The organism is uncultured Kordia sp. (assembly GCF_947489565.1).
Taxonomy (GTDB): domain Bacteria; phylum Bacteroidota; class Bacteroidia; order Flavobacteriales; family Flavobacteriaceae; genus Kordia.
On the sequence record NZ_CANLEA010000010.1, the window covers coordinates 90,234 to 109,950 of the forward strand.

The following is a 19,717-nucleotide window of genomic DNA, read 5'->3' on the forward strand; positions in this document are numbered from 1 at the left end:
AACTGAGCTTTTTCTAAATATGATCAAAAAAACAACTTTGACCATAAGTGCATATTCCATAGACTTACTAGGGAATAAATGAAAAAGTCGACATTCGGGTAGTCGACTATATTTTTCAAATGTTTGAGGGAAAATTAGAGCAGTACTACTACTCCGCTTTATTTTTGATTACCAATCTAAATCCTTCTCCGTGAATGTTTAAAATTTCTACGTCTTCGTCTCTTTTTAGATACTTACGTAGTTTGGCAATATAAACATCCATAGATCGTGAAGTGAAATAGTTATCATCTCTCCAAATCTTTGTTAACGCCAGTTCTCTTGGCATTAAATCATTTTCGTGCAATGCTAATAAACGCAATAATTCGTTTTCTTTTGGCGATAATTTGATTGGCTCCTCTTGATCAAACGTTAAGAAACGTAGTTTTGAGTTTAAGCTAAATCTTCCAATAACGAATTCAAATTGTTTGCTGTCTGCTACTGAATCTGATGTTTTACGTTGCATTATTGCTTTGATTTTCATCAATAATACTTCCGAATCAAAAGGCTTATTTAAGTAGTCATCTGCGCCTACTTTATATCCTTTCATCACATCTTCTTTGAGTGCTTTTGCAGTTAAGAAAATGATTGGGACTTCTGTATTTTTTTCACGAATTTCTTTCGCAAGTGTAAAACCATCTTTGTACGGCATCATGACGTCAAGTATGCAAAGGTCGTAATTGTCTTTTTTGAATTTCTCAAATCCTTCCATTCCGTTTTTTGCATGAACAACGTCGTAATCGTTCATTGATAGATAGTCTTTTAATACAGTTCCAAAATTCGGATCATCTTCTACTAATAAAATTTTCTTGTTTTGAATCTCCATGCTAGTTACAATATTAAAGGTAATTTAATGATAAATGTACTTCCTTTTCCTTTCTCACTTTCAACGCTTATTTGTCCACCATGATCGTCGACAATACGTTTTACATAAGCCAAGCCAAGTCCGTGCCCTTTTACATTATGTATATCACCTGTATGTTCTCTATAAAATTTTTCAAATATTCTTTTTTGTACAGATTTGGACATTCCTTGTCCTTGATCTTTTACTCTAATCTGTATATTATTTTTCACTTTTTCAGTGTAAATATCAATTTTTGGCTCTCCTTCCGTATATTTAATGGCGTTGTCTAATACATTTACCAAAACGTTGGTAAAGTGTGTATCGTTTGCCATTACCATTGAATCATTTGCTTCCAAATGCGTTTTTACATATCCGTTTCGATCTTCTACAATCAATTCTATATGCGACATTGCATCTTCTATTAAGTCGTGCGCATCTACTTCTTCCTTACTAATTTCCAACTGGTTTTTTTCAAGTTTGGAAATTTGCAATACATTTTCTACCTGTGCATGCATTCGTTTATTTTCTTCACGAATCATTCGCAAATAACGCTTTACTTTATCTTTATCGTCAATGACTTTCGGATTTCGTACAGCATCTAAAGCCAAATTGATGGTGGCAATTGGTGTTTTAAACTCGTGCGTCATATTATTGATAAAATCAGTTTTAATTTCAGAAATCTGCTTCTGTTTGATCAACTGATACAAAGCACTAGAATATGCAATTATAATTATTAACGTAAAAACGATGGACATAATTGCCATTCCCATAATGGATGACAATACATATTTGTTTCTTTTTGGGAAACTTACAAATAATGTATACCCTGTTTTTTGATCGTCATTTTCAAATAATGGAACATCGTACATTCCTTCATTTGTTATCTTAAATCCGTCCGATTTTATTTTTGTAGCAAGTCCATCATCATACACACCATATTCAAAATCCATATCCAAGTCCAACTCATCCAAATAGGCTTGTATTAAAAAGGATAACAAATCATTGTTTACACGTTCATCAATGGGAGCTTGTTTCGTCAATTCATTAATGACTTCCTTGTACTGCGCCATCTTTTTAGAAACGCTGTTTACTCTTTTAAACTTCTGTACTGGAGATAGTTTTAAATCGGTATTATCTAATAAATCTTCTCGGTACGTAACGCGCGTTTCCACCACTTTAAAGTTTTTAATGGAAGTACTGTCATCTTCGGAAGCACTGTCAATGAACGTTGGAAAAATATTAAAATCTTCCTCTATAATTCCGCGAGTATATATACTAGTTTCATTATTTTTTTCATCTCTACTAGTAATCTGATAGACATTTAACACTTGTGCATCTTTTGGTTCTCCTACACTATCCATCAATTTTTGAAATCGCAAATAGTATCTTCGGTCCTCATACTCAGACACTCTTTCGGATACACTGGTTAAGATTTGATTTGCATTCAAGGAAAAAGACTCTTGTTTTTCTTCAACAGCAGAGGCAATCCAATAGCCTTGAACAAATATAATCCCAATGAGTGATAAACTCATCAAAATGACTAGAACAATAAATAATCGTTTACTCATTTGATCAAAATTAACGTATAATATCGGTTATATTAACTTTTTAACCAAACCTTAACAAATATGTTAATTTCATCAGATTTTCTGACTTAACAGCGAAATTTCATGATGTATTTTAGCAACTTGAGTTTTTGCTTTTTCTAAATCTTCATTGTGAATTACATAATCAGAAAGTGCTATTTTTTTAGCATCATCCCACTGATTATTGATTCGACTTTGAATGGCTTCTCGTGTGGTTTGGTCTCTTTGTAACAAACGTTGAAAACGTGTTTCTAAAGGTGCTACAACCGTAATAATTTTGTCGCAATGTTTATAAGAATCATTTTCAAATAAAATGGCAACTTCTTTTATAATGTATTTTTCTTCGCTTCGTGACATATACCAATCTTTAAAATGTTGGCCAACACGTGGATGCACTATAGCGTTTATCTTTTGTAGTTCTTCTGGTTGATTAAATACAATGTTTGATAAATAACTTCGGTTTAACTCACCATCTACATAGGTTTCTTCTCCAAAAGCAGCGATCAATTCTTCTTTGATTTCTTGAGAAGTATGCATCAACTTTTTAGCTTCTATATCTGCTATGTATATTGAAACGCCTAATTCATGAAACATCTTTGCAATGGTTGTTTTTCCACTGCCAATTCCGCCTGTAAGTCCTACTATCATTTTTTGATTAAAAAATTTATTTTTTTGTCTTCAATGCGATGTGTTTTTACCGTTTTTGGAAATTTCACCAATTTCGGAATAAAAAAAGATGCATTTGTGTTTTTAATATCATTGTAATCGCAATATACCGCAAAGTCGTTTTCCGTAATTTTATTGAAGTCAGATACATTCGCCGTATAGGTAATGCTTATTTCTTTTGGAAATAGTTTGATTAAATATCCTTGAGGAAGATTTTGCACTTGTAATGGAATATTTAGTTTCCCTTCTGTAAATTTATCAACCTTTGCTACTGCCTTTACCGTTGGTTGCGAATATTTCAGACGTTTTAAGGAATCATTTTTTACGAGTTCTAATTCTAAATCAATATCAGCATTAATATCTTCCAATTGTTTGATTTCGGTATACACTACTTTTAGTTTGTCTACAACATCTTCAGGTCCTGATATTTCAATAAATTTTGGTTCTATACGCAACGAATCGTATAAATTAAATCCTTGTTCAAACTCAAGTTCTAATTGAGGAATTACAGGAACGCGTTTCGTTTTGTTTTTTCCTAATGTAAAGTATAAGGTATCTGGAGATACGTTTAAAATTTCAATATCTTGATAAATATGTTTGTTGATAGCGTCGTTAGCAAGCACATAAAATGTATTCTCTTTTTTTGTTTTTGCAACTTTCTTTAAGTCTACTTCTATTTCTTTTTTGAAGAATTTTTGACGCAACATGCGAAATCCTGTCGTTTTTACTTGCGCCTGCACGTTATTTTCTTGGCTTCCTAATAGAATTTTATCGTTTGACAAGTTCTTATAAGCAACCGTCATATTAATCGTATCAGTATACGTATCAGAGAGTTTTACAAGTGTCCAAACAATAAAGGAAACCACAAAGAATATTAAAAATACGTTGATTTTTTTTCCTTTGATCGTAGCGCTAAATAAACTTTTTATTCCTTTAAGCATGTTATTTTTTAAAGAAGAGTTTTGGGAATCGCTCTTCGGGTTTTTGTTTGAAAATTTTTAATGCGATGGTCGATTTTAAAAATCCAATACCATATCCATAAAACTGAATACAGACTGCTATGATTGATAAAAACGCAATCTTGATACTTTTTGTTGTGCGCAGTGCATCTAGTAATATGGCTATAAAATATACACCATATCCTATTAAAAACCAATGAAAAGCAAAAAATATACTGAGAATTATAGAAGTTACAAGTCCTATACAGAATAGTGTTGGAAACCAGTACGTAAGTTTAGCCGTTTCTGGATGCCACAAATTGAGTATTGGACGCACCATTCCAAACTTGTTGACTTGAATATGAAATTTTTCCCAAGAAATTCTACGTTTATGATATACATACGCTTCTGGAATAAGTATGGTTTCATAACCTGCGTTCCAAATACGAATTGTTAAGTCTGGATCTTCTCCTGGATGAATTTGTCCAAAACCTTGAGTTTTTTCAAAGGCTTCTTTGGAAATTCCCATGTTGAAACTTCTCGGTTGAAATTTATTGACAGCCTTTTTTCCACCTCTAATTCCTCCTGTGGTTAAAAAAGCGGTCATTGCATAGCTAATTGCCTTTTGTATGGTAGTAAATGAACTATGCGCTGCATCTGGTCCGCCAAAACAATCTACATACTTATGATCTAATGCTTTTGAAACTTCTGATAAATATTGCTGTGGTAAAATACAATCTGAATCAAATATGAGGTAATAATTCCCTTTAGCACGCTTCATTCCGTAATTACGTGAGTCACCTGGTCCAGAATTAGGTTTAAAATAATAACTAATATCTAGCGAATCTTTGTATGTATTCACAATCTCTTCAGAAGAAACTGTAGAACCATCTTCTACGATCACAACTTCAAAATCTTCCAGATATGTCTGTTTTGAGATGCTTTCAAGCAACTCTGCTACTTCATCAGGTCTGTTATATACAGGAACAACAATTGAGAATTTTATTTGCATGCCGCAAATATAGGGAAACAAAAAAAGCTGTTCAACGAAGAACAGCTTTTAATGATAAATATATGTTTAGAAGCTTACCTCACGAATTTTACAACTGAAGTTCTTCCGTTTTCTAATGTTACTCTTGCAAAGTACACTCCGTTTTTAACTGAACCTAAATTTGCTTCTCCTTCTGTCGCATTTGGTTTTGCTGTCGTAAGAATTTGTCCAACTAAATTGTATACTTCTATAGATTTGATAGTACTTTGAGCATTTACTACAAAGCTATTCGTTATCGTATTTACATAGTGTATGAAACCTCTTGTTTCCGCAGATTCAACAGATAATGGTGCGCAGGTCACTGTTGCTTCCCATCCTGGTCTTGTTACAGATCCGTCTGAAGTAAATACAAAAGTTAAACATCCTGAAGCATCTGTAGAAATGATGGTCATACCTTGTAAATCTCCTGTTCCTACTGCTGGTGTATCATTTCTATCCCAACACCAGATAGTTCCGCCTCCTGGTGGATCAATTGTTGTTGCCATTGCATCAGCTCCATTATGAACTGTTAATCCATCATAACAAGCTGCAGCTCCATTATTTTCTGTATTAAACGAACTAAACGTTACTTGTACTCCTTCTCCAGCCATATCTGGACAAATTGTATACGTAATATCTTCATTACTTGAGTAATCTCCTGAAGCTCCTCCTGAATCTAAGAAGATTCCATTTGTACAATCAGGTGGTACAGCCACATAAGGTGTATTGAAAGCAAATGGTCCTGCCCATGCAGAAACTCCATCTGGTCCGCAATCTGCTTGTACATAAAACTCATAATTATTGTCTCCTACTAAACCTGTAGCCATATATGGATTCATAACTCCAGAAGCTGTAGCAGTTCCTGTTGCAGTTCCTCCAGCAGTTATATCTACTAATTCAATATTCCACGAAGTAGCCATTCCATTTTCTGTCCAGCCTAAGTCAGCTGTAGTTTCCGTAATATTTGTGGCTGTTAATCCATTTGGCGCTGGACATGTTTCAAGTGTTGTAAATGAAAATGGTCCTGCCCATGCAGAGAATGTTCCGCCTCCACAATCAGCTCTTACATAGAAAGAGTAATCATTATTTTGAGTAAGTCCCATTGCCGTGTAAGGGTTTGTAACTCCTGATACTGTTGGTGTGCCCGTTGCCATTCCGCCTCCTGTAATGTCAACGATTTCAATATCCCAAGCTGTAGATGTTCCATTTTCTGTCCATCCTAAATCAGCACTAGTATCCATAATATTAGTTACAGTTAACCCATTTGGTGTAGGACAGGCTGGTAATTCTGTAAAGGAAATATTATCAATAGCGATATCTCCTTCAAAACTTCCTGCACTTCTTGCTCTAAATGTTACTGTAACAGTTTGTCCAGCATACGCTGCTAAATCGACAACTGCAAGTTCCCATGGTTCCGTTTCTCCTCCTTGTTGCTGACCTGATAAAGACCAAACAGTAGATCCACTTATAATGACTTCTAATGACCCGATTTGCATTCCGAACATGTGATAGTTAAATGTCAATGCAGGCGCTGTTAAAGCTGTTAAATCTACTTGAGGAGAAAGCAACTCTGCTGCATCTCCTATTGCTGATCCTGAAGCTTCTGTATAAAAATAGTTTCCTGTCGTAATAGATGGTGCTGGTCCAGTACCTCCTGAACCTACATCGGTTCCTGGTGCTGATTCCCAAAAATAAGACCCACTTGTATTGGTTGCTGACCAACAGTTTTCAGAAACAAAAGCTGTTGTTGCTGTTGTAAAGGTTTCAAAATCTTCTGTATATGTTGCTGCAATTGGAGCACAAGCTGTCCTGAACGTAAAAGGTCCTGCCCACGTTGATGTTCCATCTACACCACAATCAGCTCTTACATAGAAGTCATATTCTGTATTTTCTGTAAGTCCCGTTGCAGTATATGGATTTGTAACACCTGTAGCTGTAGGTGTTCCTGTAGGCGGTGTTCCAGCTGTTACTATTTCAATATCCCAAATGGTGGCTGTTCCGTTTTCTGTCCATCCTAAATCGGCTGTAGTATCAGTGATATTACTAATTGTTAATGCATTCGGCGATGTACATGTTGGCAATTCATCAAATACTACATTATCAATTGAAATATCTCCTTCAAATGTTCCTGCGCTTGTTCCTCTAAAGGTAACCGATATAGTTTGACCTGCAAATGCAGATAAATCTACAGTAGCAAGTTCCCATTCGGCTGTTGCACTTGTTTGTTGTTGTCCTGACAATGTCCAAACATTCGTAGTTCCATTTACTAATACATCTAAAGTTCCTATTTCTCCTCCAAACATATGATAGTTAAATGTTAGTGATGGAGTTGTCAATCCTGATAAGTCTACTAATGGAGATATTAAGTCTGTTGTATCGCCTGCTGTTCCATTAGATGCTTCAGTATAAAAGTAATTTCCTGTTGTAATTGATGGGTCTGGTCCTGTTCCTCCTGAACCTGCATCAGTTCCTGGAGCTGATTCCCAAAAATAAGCACCGCCAGTTCCTTCCCAACAATTTTCAGAAGCAAATGCTGATCCCGAAGTAGTAAATGTTTCAAAATTTTCAGTGTATGGTGCTGTAAATGCAGTACAGGCTGTTCTAAATGTAAAAGGTCCAATCCAATTGGAAACACCATCTACACCACAATTAGCTCTTACATAGAAGTCATATTCTGTATTATCCATAAGTCCCATTGCAGTATATGGGTTTGAAACACCTGTAGCTGTAGGTGTTCCTGTAGGAGCTGTTCCAGCTGTTACTATTTCTACATCCCAAGCTGTAGCAGATCCACTTTCTAACCAAGATAAATCTGCTGTTGAAGCGGTAATATTAGCAGCTGCTAAAGTAGATGGATCTGGGCATGTTGGTGGTGCCGCAGAAGTAATTGTTGGTGAATCAAAACAAAATCCCCATTCAAAACCTGGGCCACCTACTAAATCATCAAAATAAATTCTATATTGAAAGCCTGATAATTGTGTTGGCGTAAAAGCAACAATATTAAGAACTTCGGTTGTATAAGTTTCTGAAGTCCCTGAACAAAAATCATTTGTTGGAGCTCCTGCTGTATCAGCATTAAATGGTTGTCCTATAATATTCCAAGTGCTTGCATCTGCATCCCAGTATTCAAATTGTAGAATGTCATCATTGTTATAATTATAAACAAAATCACCAGAAATGGTAATCCAAGTTTCTCCTGCTGCATGCGCAGCCGTTAAATCAATTACTGGTGATTCTGCCGCAATATCATCATCACTTCCATTTCCAGCATCGTCATCATCAAAAGCGAAATTTGGTGAAACTGTAGGATCAGCTTCCAATGCTAAAGGATCTGCATTGTATGTTCCTGTAAGCGTCCAAGCTCCATTAGGCCACATTGCATTTTGATTTAATGTTTGAGCATACCCAATATAGGTAAATGCAAAAAACATTATAAATAAAGTTTTAAGTGTAGTTTTTCTCATGTATATGGTTGTTAAATAGTTGTATATAAATATATGAATTATTTACATACAACTGCTTACCAACTACACATCTCTCGTTTATAAGCAGTAAAAACGGTTATTTGATCGTTAGTTTTACTACTAAGACACTTTACTTTATCTAAAATCGAGAAAAACTTATTTATCTACATATAAATAGTATTACAATATTTTTGAGAATAAGTATACTCATTAAAACAGGAAATAAAAAAAGCTGCTCAATATTGAGCAGCTTTTCATTATAATATATTGTTTAGAAGGTTACTTCACGAATTTTACAACTGAAGTTCTTCCGTTTTCTAATGTTACTCTTGCAAAGTACACTCCATTCTTAACTGAACCTAAGTTCGCTTCTCCTGCAGCAGCATTTGGCTTCGCAGTCGTAATGATTTGTCCAACTAAGTTGAATACTTCAATAGAATTGATAGTACTTTGTGCGTTTACTACAAAGCTGTTGTTTACAGTATCTACATAGTGTAAGAAACCTCTAACTTCTGCAGACTCTACTGATAATGGTGCACAAGTTACATTTGCAGTCCATCCTGGTCTTGTAACAGAACCATCAGATGTAAATACGAATGTTAAACATCCAGAAGCATCTGTAGACGTAATAGTCATACCTTGTAAGTCTCCTGAACCATCAGCAGGCGTGTCATTTCTATCCCAACACCAAATTGTTCCGCCTCCAGCAGGATCAATAGTTGTTGCCATAGCATCTGCACCGTTGTGAATAGTTAGTCCATCCCAACATCCAGTTCCATTATTTTCAGCAGAGAAGAATGTAAATTCAACATTTACACCATCTCCAGCCATATCTGGACAGATTGTATATGTAATATTTTCACCAACACCGTAATCTCCTGAGTTACCTCCTGAATCTAAGAAGATACCATTAGTACAAGATGGCGGTACTGCAACATAAGGTGTTGCAAATGCAAATGGTCCTGCCCAAGCAGATAATCCACCTGGTCCACAATCAGCTTGTACATAGAATTCATAGTTATTATCTCCAACTAAACCTGTAGCTGAATAAGGGTTCATAACTCCTGTAGCTGTAGCAGTTCCTGTTGCTGTTCCTCCAGCTGTTATGTCTACTAATTCAATATTCCAAGTAGTTGCAGTTCCATTTTCTGTCCAACCTAAGTCAGCACTAGTCTCCATAATATTTGTAGCGGTTAATCCTGATGGCGCTGGGCAAGTTTCTAACGTTGAGAAGTTAAATGGTCCAGCCCATGCAGAGAATGTTCCTCCACCACAATCAGCTCTTACATAAAAAGCATAATCATTGTTTTGAGTAAGTCCCATTGCTGAGTAAGGATTCGCAACTCCTGTAGCTGTTGGCGTACCTGTTGCCATTCCTCCACCAGTTACATCAACGATTTCAACATCCCAAACTGTAGCTGTTCCGTTTTCTGTCCATCCTAAATCAGCAGTAGTATCTGTGATCATTGTAGCTGTTAATGCATTTGGCAATGGACATGCTGGTAATTCAGTAAATGATACATTATCAATAGCAATATCTCCTTCAAAAGTTCCTACTGCTGTTGCTCTAAACGTTACAGTAATCGATTGTCCTGCATACGCAGCTAAATCAACAACTGCTAGTTCCCATGGTGCAGTAGCAGTTCCTTGTTGTTGTCCTGATAATGTCCAAACATTTGTTGTTCCATTAACAATTACATCTAAAGTACCAATTTGTGCACCGAACATGTGATAGTTAAATGTTAATGCAGGCGCAGTCAATGCTGTTAAGTCTACTAATGGAGAAACTAATTCAGCTACATCTCCGTTTGCTGCTCCAGAAGCTTCAGTATAAAAATAATTTCCTGTAGTAATTGTTGGATCTGGTCCTGTTCCTCCTGACCCTGCATCTGTACCAGCTGCAGATTCCCAGAAGTAAGATCCTCCAGTATTAGTTCCTGTCCAGCAGTTTTCAGCTGCAAATGCTGCATCTACTGCAGGTGTAAACGTTTCAAAGTCTTCTGTATATGTTGCTGCAATTGCTGCACAAGCAGTTCTAAATGTGAATGGTCCAATCCAGTTAGATGTTCCAGATCCACCACAATCAGCTCTTACATAAAAGTCATATAATGTATCAGCAGTAAGTCCAGTAGCTCCATAAGGATTCATTACCCCAGAAGCAGTTGGTGTTCCTGTTGCCATTGCACCACTAGTTACAACTTCTACATCCCATGCTGTTGCTGTTCCGTTTTCTGTCCATCCTAAATCAGCAGTAGTATCTGCGATATTTGTTGCTGTTAACATAGAAGGGTCAATACATGATGGCGGTGCAGCAGATGTAATAGTTGGTGAAGTTACACACCATCCCCATTGCCAACCTCCTTGGTCATTATAAGATATTCTATATTGGAATCCTGACAACTGAGTACCTGTAAATCCAGAAATATCGAGTACTGGAGTCGTATATGCTTCTGTGTTAGCACATGTTTGAAAGTCATTGACAGTAGAATTTCCTGCAAATGTATATAACGTAGACCATGTCATTGCGTCTGCGTCATACGTTTCAATAATTAAGACGTCTCCACCAAGAGCTCTATACGTAAATGCACTATTGATAGTAATCCAAGTTTCTCCTGCTCCACTAGCTGCAGTAAGATCGATTACTGGTGAAGTTGCAATGATATCATCTGCTGATCCGTTTCCGGCAGCATCATCATCCCAAGTTAAAGAGGTACCAGCACCAGTAGGATCTGAAAGTAATCCTCCAGCTGTGTAAGTACCTGAAAGCGACCAACCGGCGTTAGGCCAGTTTGCTGCCTGGTTTAATGTTTGAGAGGTACCAATAAAGGTCCCAAACAAGCACATTACCATAAAAATTTTAAGTGTAATTTTTCTCATAAAAAGTTTGATTTTTTGTTAGTTAGTTGAATATCAATTGAAAGAACCACATTTTTTTTGAATCAACCATGTTAATATCGATAAAAGAACATTTTTTGTCGACAAAACACCCAAAAAGCGGTTTTTCTTACGGTTTATATTTACATTATTTTAACATTATTTTTTTATTAAAAACGGCTTTTTCACCCAATATTTTAAGCGTATAATAACCTGAAGATAATGTTGAAATATCCATGTAATTTTGAGGCGTTATTTTTCCATTTTTTACTTGTACTCCTCGACTGTCAAAAATGACATATTTATAGGTCTCGTTTGTAGTTGTTTGTAGCCAAATTTTTCCGTTAGTTGGGTTTGGATATACTTGAACAGCATTTCTTTCTTGAAATTCCTCAGTACTTAAAGGACTACTTCCTTCTAAAATAGTTAAAGCTTGATTTGGTATTACATCATATATAATGTCTTGCGCACCTCCTAACCAAGTAACTTTTACATATTCTATTGTTGTATTGACTCCTATACCAAAGAATTCTGTTTCTGAGTTTTGCGAAATATAACCTTCTCCACATACAGTATATCTGTACTGAGATACTCCTTCACTTTTGAGTTCTATAATAGCTCCAACTCCTTGTTTATTGCTTGCAACACCTTCTAAATTGACTTTTAGCCAATTATTACTAGAAGTCGTTTGGTTTTTCCACAAAAAGATATCATCTCCGCCAGAGTTGCTCACTATAATTTCAGGAAAACCATCATTATCCGTATCTCCAATAGCATTTGCATAACTTTCAGTATTATCATTTTCGAAACCAGAGCTTCCTAAAATGCTAAATGTGCCATTACCATTGTTTGTGTAGAATGCTGCTGAAATAAGGCTTGGGACTCCTCCATCAAGTGATCCACTTACGTATAAGTCTAAATCACCATCATTTTCAGCATCTAAAAAGACGGATCCCCATGCAATGCTTTCAAACATGGTTCCTGTATCAGAAGCAATGTTTGTAAATGTTCCATCGCCATTGTTTCGCAATAAATAATTTCCTGGAATTCCATTGGTTACATAAATATCAAACCAACTGTCTCTATCAAAATCAGCAATCGTAACTGACATTGCATCAATTGCTAGATTGGTTCCTGATTCTTCACTTACATCCGAAAAAGTACCATCGCCATTATTTTTATATAAAATATTTGTGGTATTCACTTTATCGTTTGCCATGTATATATCCTGCCATCCATCATTATTATAGTCAAAGAATGCAGAACAGAATGATAAGTGACTTCCATTGTCTATTCCTGCAGCTGCACTTACATTTGAAAAAGTACCATCACCGTTATTTTTGTATAAATAATTTGGTTGTGGCGTACTTAATCCTCTGTTGCATAGAAAAACATCTAAGTATCCATCATTATTATAATCGCCCCAAGAAGCTCCAAAGTTATCTTGAGCTGCCGTTGGTAAGCCACAACTTATAGTTACATCTACTAGAGTAGTTCCGCTATTTCTGTATAAACGACTTCCATCAACATCGCCAGAAACATATAAATCTTTATCGCCATCATTATCAAAATCTACCCAGATTACTTGTTTTTGTTGCGCATTGTTATTTGGAACCAATGTAGTTTCAAGCGCATAAGTTCCATCTCCGTTATTTCTGTAAATCTTTAAAGGATCGCCACTTTGTGTACCAATGGTAATATCGTCCCATCCGTCATCATTATAATCACAAAAAGAAATTCCATTTCCTAGATATGTAGTTCCGCTAAAATCATCCACACCCAATGTGGTCGCTTGATTTTCAAAATAAGCTTGTGCATTTAGCTGAAAACAGATGATATAAATAATAAACGAAAAGGAGAAGCGTAGTCGTCTTTTCATAGGCAGTCGGTAAATAAATTATTGAGTTCGAGACTCCTAAACTATTAAAACAACTTAAATTTCACAAATATTTAACACTAATATACTCATGAAGCACAATGATAAAGCATCTAACTTCTAATAAAACCTACGTGTTTACTAAGCTTAAACAGTAATAAGTATTTTTTGATTTCTTTTCTAAAAATCACAGCATCTTTATCAATACTAATTTTCTGTACACTTTTTCCAAAAAAAATACCTCTAAGTTAAACTTAGAGGCACTTTCATTTTTGATAAAATATTTTTTATTCTTCTGTGAATCTTTCTATTACTTCTTGGCTGACACCTGTATTTGAGAATCCACCATCATTGTATAAGTTTTGCATAGTTACTCTCTTTGTTAAGTCAGAGAATAAGCTGACTGTATAGTTTGCGCAGTCTAAAGCAGTTGCATTTCCAAGCGGTGACATTTTTTCTGCATACGAGATAAATCCTCCAAAACCTTTTACACCTTGACCTGCTGTTGTAGGAGTTGGCGATTGAGAAATTGTGTTGACACGTACTTTTTTATCTTTTCCGAAAAAGTATCCAAAACTACGCGCAATTGATTCCAAGTATGCTTTGTTATCTGCCATATCGTTGTAATCTGGAAATGTACGTTGTGCTGCCATATATGTCAATGCAACAATACTTCCCCACTCATTCATTGCGTCGGTTTTGTATAATGTTTGCATTACTTTGTGAAAAGATACTGCAGAAACATCCCAACCTTTAGTCATCCAATCGTATTTTAAATCTGTATAATGTCTTCCTTTACGAACATTTACAGACATTCCGATAGAATGCAATACAAAGTCAATTTTCCCGCCAAGGATTTCCATTGACTTTTCTATTAGGTTTTGAATATCTTCGAGGTTTGTAGCATCAGCAGGAATAATTTCTGAACCAGTTTTTTCTGCTAATTCATTTATTTTTCCCATACGCATTGCAATTGGCGCATTTGTTAATACAAATGTTCCTCCTTCTTCATGCACGCGTTCAGCAGTTTTCCATGCGATAGAGTTTTCGTCTAAAGCACCAAATATGATCCCTTTTTTTCCTTTTAATAAGTTATATGACATGCTTGTTATTTTTAAGTCGTTTGGTGGTTCAAATATATGGTAAAAGATTGAAATGATCGATTTCTAAGGTTCGAAACTTCTTTTTTAGGATTGTAACAATTCTTTTGCATTTGCCAAGGCTGAATCCGAAATTTTAGCGCCACTTAACATCTGCGCAATTTCTTGTACGCGCTCTTCTGCATGCAACTGTTTTAATTGTGTAGTCGTAACTTCGTTTACATCTTGTTTGTATACTTTGAAGTGCTGTTTCCCTTTGGCTGCTATTTGCGGCAAATGCGTTATGGAAAATACTTGCATGCTTTTGCTCATTTGCTGCATGATTTTTGCCATTTTATTAGCCACTTCTCCAGAAACTCCTGTATCAATTTCATCAAACATAATGGTTGGCAATTGCATGTATTTTGATAAGATGGCTTTTATACATAACATAACGCGCGATAATTCTCCGCCAGAAGCCGCTTTTTTCAATTCATTAAAGCTTCCTCCTTTATTCGCCGAAAATAAGAACTGTAAATCATCCATACCATTGGCGTGAAACTGATTTCCTATATGTACTTTGATTTCAAAACGTGCGTTCGGCATGCCAAGCATTGCTAACATATTTTCTAGCTGCTGCACTAATGTTGGAATTCCTTGCGAACGTTTTTTGTGAATTATCTTTGCTATTTGTTGCAGTTCCTTACTCAATTCTTGTAATTCTTTTTCTTTTCCTTGAATCACCGCATCTATGTTTTCTGAAACGGAAGCTTTTTCTGAAAGTTCTGTTTGAATCGAAAGTAATTCCTCTACGGTAAGTACATTGTGCTTTTTTTGCAGATCGAATATTTTTTGAAGCTTTCCAGAGATTTCTTCAAACAATGCTGGATCAAAAGAAACTTCTCCTTGCAAGTTGATGATTTCGTTATAAATATCATCCAATTCTATATACGAACTTTTAATACGTTCCGCCAACTGTTGAAATTCTGGCGCAATTTCCGATAGTTTCCCCGAAGCGACTTGTAGTTCCGAAAGTAAATTTAAAACTCCTACTTGTTCGTCCGAAAGTATTTGTTCAGAAGTACTCAAATTTGTTTTAATATCTTCTGCGTTGTTTAAACGTTCATATTGCGCTTCTAAATCTGCCAGAATCAATCCTTCAAGTTTTGCCTCTTCCAATTCTTTCAACAAAAACATATTGTAATCGTGCTCTTTTTCTAAAGCTGCTTGTTCTTCTCGAATGTTACGCAATTCTTTTTGTGTGAATTGATAGTTTTTCAACACTTCTCTAAACGAATTGACTTCTTCTGAAACATTCGCCAAAATGTCAATGACTTGAAATTGAAATTGATTGTCGGTTAATTGTAGCGTTTGATGTTGTGAGTGAATATCAATTAATTGATCACCTAGCGCATTCAATACATCCAAACGTACAGGCACATCGTTTACAAAAGCTCTTGATTTCCCCGAAGGCAATATTTCTCGACGCACAATGGTATCGTGATCGTAATCGAGATCTTTAGCTGCAAAGAAATTTTTGAGTTTGTATTTCTTAATAGAAAACTCAGCTTCAATCACACATTTACGTGATTTGTCTTTTAAGGAGGATAAATCTGCTCGCTTCCCTAATATCAATGCCAGTCCTCCAAGAAGAATAGATTTTCCAGCTCCAGTTTCTCCGGTGATGATTGTCAATCCTTTATCAAATTCGACTTGTAAAGAATCAATGAGGGCAAAGTTTTTTATAGAAAGTTGTGTGAGCAATGCTGTAGAATTTTGTTACGTTAGTTTTCCGCTCACAAAAATAGCGTATTGCTCTAAATTTTCGCTAAAATCAGAATTTAATTTTTTCCCACTTGGTTGCGTGAAATGGCGCTACCTTATTTAAGGTTTCTACCAAGCGTACCACATTTATTTTTGGTCCACCAGAAAATATTCGCTGAATTTCTTCTGATTTGGCATCAAAAAATGTTTGTAATAAGAAAGAATTTGGTCTTCTATTGTTCAATGCTTTAAAGAGTTCTAGCGTTCCACCAATTGCGGATTTTGCTGCACGCGAATCGTCTGCCATTTTATCCATTCCTACTCTGTGGTAGTTATACATTACAGTTCTGTATTCTTTGTGCGTGTTGTTTAACATGTTATCTAGTAAAGTCCAACGTGTACGATTTCCATCTGCTTCTTTCCAACCTAAAAATGGTCCTGATTGTGAAAGATTGACAATTTGCTGTGCTTGTGCAAAATAATCTGATCCGCCACGAAGCGAAAACGTATCTGCGTCAATTCCTAAAATTACATATACATAATACGCTACAACCGAAACTAAGTTTGATGTAAAAGCATTCGGATTGTATACAATTGGTTGAAATTCTTGATAAATAAATCGAAACTGTCTGTCATTAAAGTTAAATACAGGCGATTCAAAAGATGAATTATAAATTGGACGTGATGATTGTACTTGGATGGTGGCTACAAATTCATCTGAATTGTATTGAGAAACATTAATCACCATGCTACAATTGATACGTTCTGTAGTAGCAAACTTTTTATTTGTCCACTGGGTTTTATTTACAAAATCATTCAACGAACGTTCGAGCGTTTTAAAGATTTGCTGATTGGTTTGATTGATTTGTTGTGTGTCAATAGTGATTTGACAGTTCAATTCTTGTGCTGTTGCAAAAGAAATTCCACATAAAAACAATAGACTTAAAACAAGATTACGCATGGATTCGCTTTAAAATTTCATTAAATATATCAATGGCTACTTCGGCTTTCGATTTTAACCCAAAAGCTAAGGTATTCATTTTTTTGTCAATAATAGTTACTTTGTTCGTTGGTTTTCCAAATCCTGCTCCTTTATCGTTTAGAGAATTTAGGACAATCATATCTAAATTTTTACGCGTAAGTTTCCCTTTTGCGTTTTCCAATTCATTATTTGTCTCTAATGCAAAACCTACTAAAAATTGTGCTTTTTTGATGTCTCCTAAAGATGCTAAAATATCTTTTGTTTTCACCAACTCAATATGTAACGATGAATCTTTCTTTTTTATTTTCTGAGTAGCAATATCTTTTGGTTTATAATCGGCAACTGCTGCTGAAAGAATGGCAATATCTGCCGATGAAAAATCGTTGTGTGCTGCATTATACATGTCTTCCGCACTTATTACATCAACTACTTTTACGGATGCATGCGAAATACTTTGATTGTTGGGGCCAGCAATTAAAGTGACCTCTGCACCTAAGTTAGCTGCTGCACGTGCCAATTCGTAGCCCATTTTCCCTGAAGAATGATTCCCAATAAAACGCACAGGATCAATAGCTTCATAAGTTGGACCAGCCGTAATCATGACTTTTTTCCCTTTTAACGGAAGTTGATCTAAAATATCTTTTTCAATAAACGCGACCATATCTTCCGGTTCCGCCATACGTCCTTCTCCAACCAAACCACTCGCCAATTCACCACTTGTTGCAGGAATCATCTTGTTTCCAAACTTGGTGAGTTGTTCAAAAGAGTTTTTGGTAGATGGATGTTTGTACATATCCAAATCCATCGCAGGTGCAAAATATACAGGACATTTTGCTGACAGATAAGTTGCTAACAATAGATTATCACTATTTCCGGAAGCCATTTTGGACATTGTATTGGCTGTTGCAGGTGCAATCAACATAAAATCTGCCCACAAGCCTAATTCAACATGATTTGTCCATACAGCATTATCATCTTCTTCATTCGTAAAAGATGAGTGTACTGGATTTTTAGATAATGTAGATAGCGTTAACGGTGTAATGAAGTCTTTGGAAGCAGGCGTCATCACCACTTGGACTTCGGCGCCTGCTTTTATGAATAACCGTACTAAAGAAGCTATTTTATAAGCGGCAATACCAGCGGTAACGCCTACTAATACTTTTTTGCCCCTTAATATTGACATAAATTATGCTTCTTCTTTTGTGTTACGGTAGTAAATTTTGTCTTCCAACCATTCGTGAACTGCAATTGCATGTGGCTTTGGAAGTTTTTCGTAGAATTTAGATACTTCGATTTGCTCTTTGTTTTCAAAGATTTCCTCTAAACTGTCGTTGTGTGTAGCAAATTCATCTAATTTCTCGATCAATTCTTTTTTGATTTCAGAGTTGATTTGAATCGCTCTTTTAGCTACAACTGAAATTGCTTCATAAATATTGTCCGTCGGTGCATCAAACTGATTTCTTTCAATTGTTTTTGTGCTAATTGGAGCGTCTAAGTTTTTAATATCAACCATAATTTTTATTTTGAAAATTTTGCTAATTCTTCTGTTATAGTAGCCATGATTTTATCGGCTTCTTCTCTATATTTTGATTCAGGGTAAAACTTGACCAACGACTTATACGCTGATCCTGCTTCGTTTAAACGATCTTCCATTAAGGTTTCAAAGCTTCGGATAGCAAGATTGTACATCGCGCTTAAACGCAAATACATTGCATCTTCTCTGAAAGATGTTCCTGGAAAATCTGAAAGAAAGTTTTCTGTTGCTTTGATAGCAGCTTTGTAATCTGAAATTGTATTGTATTGTTTTGCAATTTCGTATGCTTTCTTTTCTATCTTAGTTGTTAATTCATCTACCATTTTATTGGCATCATCAAGATGTTCTGAATCTGGATAGTTATTGATAAATCCTTGTAATTTATTAATGGCAGTATATGTATCTCTTTGGTCTATGCTAAAACGAGGCGATTGCATATAATAACTTTTTGCTTCATAAAAAGAAGCTACTTCTACGCTATCACTCTTTGGATATGAACGTGCAAAACGCTCAAACTGATATCCAGATACAATATATTGTTCAATTTCAAACAACGTGCGTCCGTACATAAATGTAACACGCTCTCCTTGTGGCTTTCCTCTAAATTTAGGTACAATTTGCTCGAAAAGTCTACTTGATTTTTTAAACTTTTTCTCTTTGTATAAACGCTCCGCAAGTTTGTATTTTACTTTCGTATCTTCCGACTTTAACGCTTTTTGGTATTCACTACAAGAAGCGAGCGTAGCAACTGCTAGAATTAGGTATAGAAATTTCCTCATCTTTTTAAACATCTGGCAAAAATAGGTATTTATTATGTATTATGAAAACATTTTTAAAGCGCTAAAATAACTTTACAAATCTGATTTTAGTATTCTTTATCATAGATTTAACTTTTTAGCTAGCTTGTAAGCGTTTTTAGGTGTCTTATCCTTTTGGAAGATTAGACATATTTCGCTTTTAGATTGTTGATTTTTTTAGCAATTCTAAATTTTATCAAACGAAGCATATTTGCCATTTTGTGACTGTGAGAAAATTTTGTAATTT

The 19,717-nt window shown here is 35.4% G+C and carries 14 protein-coding genes; all 14 read right to left on the bottom strand.

Annotated elements, in window-relative coordinates:
- Positions 1-148 precede the first annotated feature (148 nt).
- Positions 149-862, bottom strand: coding sequence for a response regulator transcription factor (locus Q0845_RS14810; RefSeq protein ID WP_298514705.1), 714 nt, complete (start codon positions 860-862; stop codon positions 149-151).
- A 5-nt stretch (positions 863-867) separates the two neighbouring features.
- Positions 868-2,448 carry a HAMP domain-containing sensor histidine kinase gene (locus tag Q0845_RS14815; RefSeq protein ID WP_298514708.1) on the bottom strand — a complete coding sequence of 527 codons (1,581 nt, stop codon included), beginning with the start codon at positions 2,446-2,448 and terminating at the stop codon, positions 868-870.
- A gap of 72 nt (positions 2,449-2,520) precedes the next feature.
- Positions 2,521-3,114, bottom strand: a complete 594-nt coding sequence (coaE, locus tag Q0845_RS14820; RefSeq protein ID WP_298514711.1) for a dephospho-CoA kinase — start codon at positions 3,112-3,114, stop codon at positions 2,521-2,523.
- Positions 3,111-4,073, bottom strand: a complete 963-nt coding sequence (locus Q0845_RS14825) for a CdaR family protein (RefSeq protein WP_298514714.1) — start codon at positions 4,071-4,073, stop codon at positions 3,111-3,113. Before Q0845_RS14825 ends, coaE begins: the two co-directional genes overlap by 4 nt.
- Position 4,074: 1 nt before the next feature.
- Complete coding sequence (locus Q0845_RS14830; RefSeq protein WP_298514716.1) at positions 4,075-5,082, bottom strand: glycosyltransferase; 1,008 nt, start codon at positions 5,080-5,082, stop codon at positions 4,075-4,077.
- A 74-nt stretch (positions 5,083-5,156) separates the two neighbouring features.
- Positions 5,157-8,564 (bottom strand): fibronectin type III domain-containing protein, encoded by a 3,408-nt coding sequence (locus Q0845_RS14835; RefSeq protein ID WP_298514719.1) that lies wholly within the window; start codon positions 8,562-8,564, stop codon positions 5,157-5,159.
- Between the two features lie 279 nt (positions 8,565-8,843).
- Positions 8,844-11,441 (bottom strand): T9SS type A sorting domain-containing protein, encoded by a 2,598-nt coding sequence (locus Q0845_RS14840; RefSeq protein ID WP_298514721.1) that lies wholly within the window; start codon positions 11,439-11,441, stop codon positions 8,844-8,846.
- A gap of 145 nt (positions 11,442-11,586) precedes the next feature.
- Positions 11,587-13,317, bottom strand: a complete 1,731-nt coding sequence (locus Q0845_RS14845) for an FG-GAP-like repeat-containing protein (protein ID WP_298514724.1) — start codon at positions 13,315-13,317, stop codon at positions 11,587-11,589.
- 284 nt (positions 13,318-13,601) lie between these two features.
- Positions 13,602-14,417, bottom strand: coding sequence for an SDR family oxidoreductase (locus Q0845_RS14850; RefSeq protein WP_298514726.1), 816 nt, complete (start codon positions 14,415-14,417; stop codon positions 13,602-13,604).
- A gap of 84 nt (positions 14,418-14,501) precedes the next feature.
- Positions 14,502-16,157 (bottom strand): DNA repair protein RecN, encoded by a 1,656-nt coding sequence (gene recN, locus Q0845_RS14855; RefSeq protein WP_298514728.1) that lies wholly within the window; start codon positions 16,155-16,157, stop codon positions 14,502-14,504.
- A 70-nt stretch (positions 16,158-16,227) separates the two neighbouring features.
- Positions 16,228-17,118, bottom strand: a complete 891-nt coding sequence (locus Q0845_RS14860) for a DUF4835 family protein (protein WP_298514730.1) — start codon at positions 17,116-17,118, stop codon at positions 16,228-16,230.
- A complete protein-coding gene (gene coaBC / locus Q0845_RS14865; protein ID WP_298514732.1) occupies positions 17,111-18,322 on the bottom strand; it encodes a bifunctional phosphopantothenoylcysteine decarboxylase/phosphopantothenate--cysteine ligase CoaBC in 1,212 nt (403 codons plus the stop codon). Before coaBC ends, Q0845_RS14860 begins: the two co-directional genes overlap by 8 nt.
- Positions 18,323-18,325: 3 nt before the next feature.
- Positions 18,326-18,652: a DNA-directed RNA polymerase subunit omega gene (locus tag Q0845_RS14870; RefSeq protein ID WP_298514734.1), complete on the bottom strand. Its 327-nt coding sequence runs from the start codon at positions 18,650-18,652 to the stop codon at positions 18,326-18,328.
- A 5-nt stretch (positions 18,653-18,657) separates the two neighbouring features.
- Positions 18,658-19,452: an outer membrane protein assembly factor BamD gene (locus Q0845_RS14875; RefSeq protein WP_298514736.1), complete on the bottom strand. Its 795-nt coding sequence runs from the start codon at positions 19,450-19,452 to the stop codon at positions 18,658-18,660.
- Positions 19,453-19,717: the final 265 nt, after the last annotated feature.

Coding starts and splice junctions, on each gene's coding strand:
- Q0845_RS14810 (WP_298514705.1), bottom strand. CDS start 862: ATGGAGATTCAAAACAAGAAAATTTTATTAGTAGAAGATGATCCGAAT.
- Q0845_RS14815 (WP_298514708.1), bottom strand. CDS start 2,448: ATGAGTAAACGATTATTTATTGTTCTAGTCATTTTGATGAGTTTATCA.
- coaE (WP_298514711.1), bottom strand. CDS start 3,114: ATGATAGTAGGACTTACAGGCGGAATTGGCAGTGGAAAAACAACCATT.
- Q0845_RS14825 (WP_298514714.1), bottom strand. CDS start 4,073: ATGCTTAAAGGAATAAAAAGTTTATTTAGCGCTACGATCAAAGGAAAA.
- Q0845_RS14830 (WP_298514716.1), bottom strand. CDS start 5,082: ATGCAAATAAAATTCTCAATTGTTGTTCCTGTATATAACAGACCTGAT.
- Q0845_RS14835 (WP_298514719.1), bottom strand. CDS start 8,564: ATGAGAAAAACTACACTTAAAACTTTATTTATAATGTTTTTTGCATTT.
- Q0845_RS14840 (WP_298514721.1), bottom strand. CDS start 11,441: ATGAGAAAAATTACACTTAAAATTTTTATGGTAATGTGCTTGTTTGGG.
- Q0845_RS14845 (WP_298514724.1), bottom strand. CDS start 13,317: ATGAAAAGACGACTACGCTTCTCCTTTTCGTTTATTATTTATATCATC.
- Q0845_RS14850 (WP_298514726.1), bottom strand. CDS start 14,417: ATGTCATATAACTTATTAAAAGGAAAAAAAGGGATCATATTTGGTGCT.
- Q0845_RS14860 (WP_298514730.1), bottom strand. CDS start 17,118: ATGCGTAATCTTGTTTTAAGTCTATTGTTTTTATGTGGAATTTCTTTT.
- coaBC (WP_298514732.1), bottom strand. CDS start 18,322: ATGTCAATATTAAGGGGCAAAAAAGTATTAGTAGGCGTTACCGCTGGT.
- Q0845_RS14870 (WP_298514734.1), bottom strand. CDS start 18,652: ATGGTTGATATTAAAAACTTAGACGCTCCAATTAGCACAAAAACAATT.
- Q0845_RS14875 (WP_298514736.1), bottom strand. CDS start 19,452: ATGAGGAAATTTCTATACCTAATTCTAGCAGTTGCTACGCTCGCTTCT.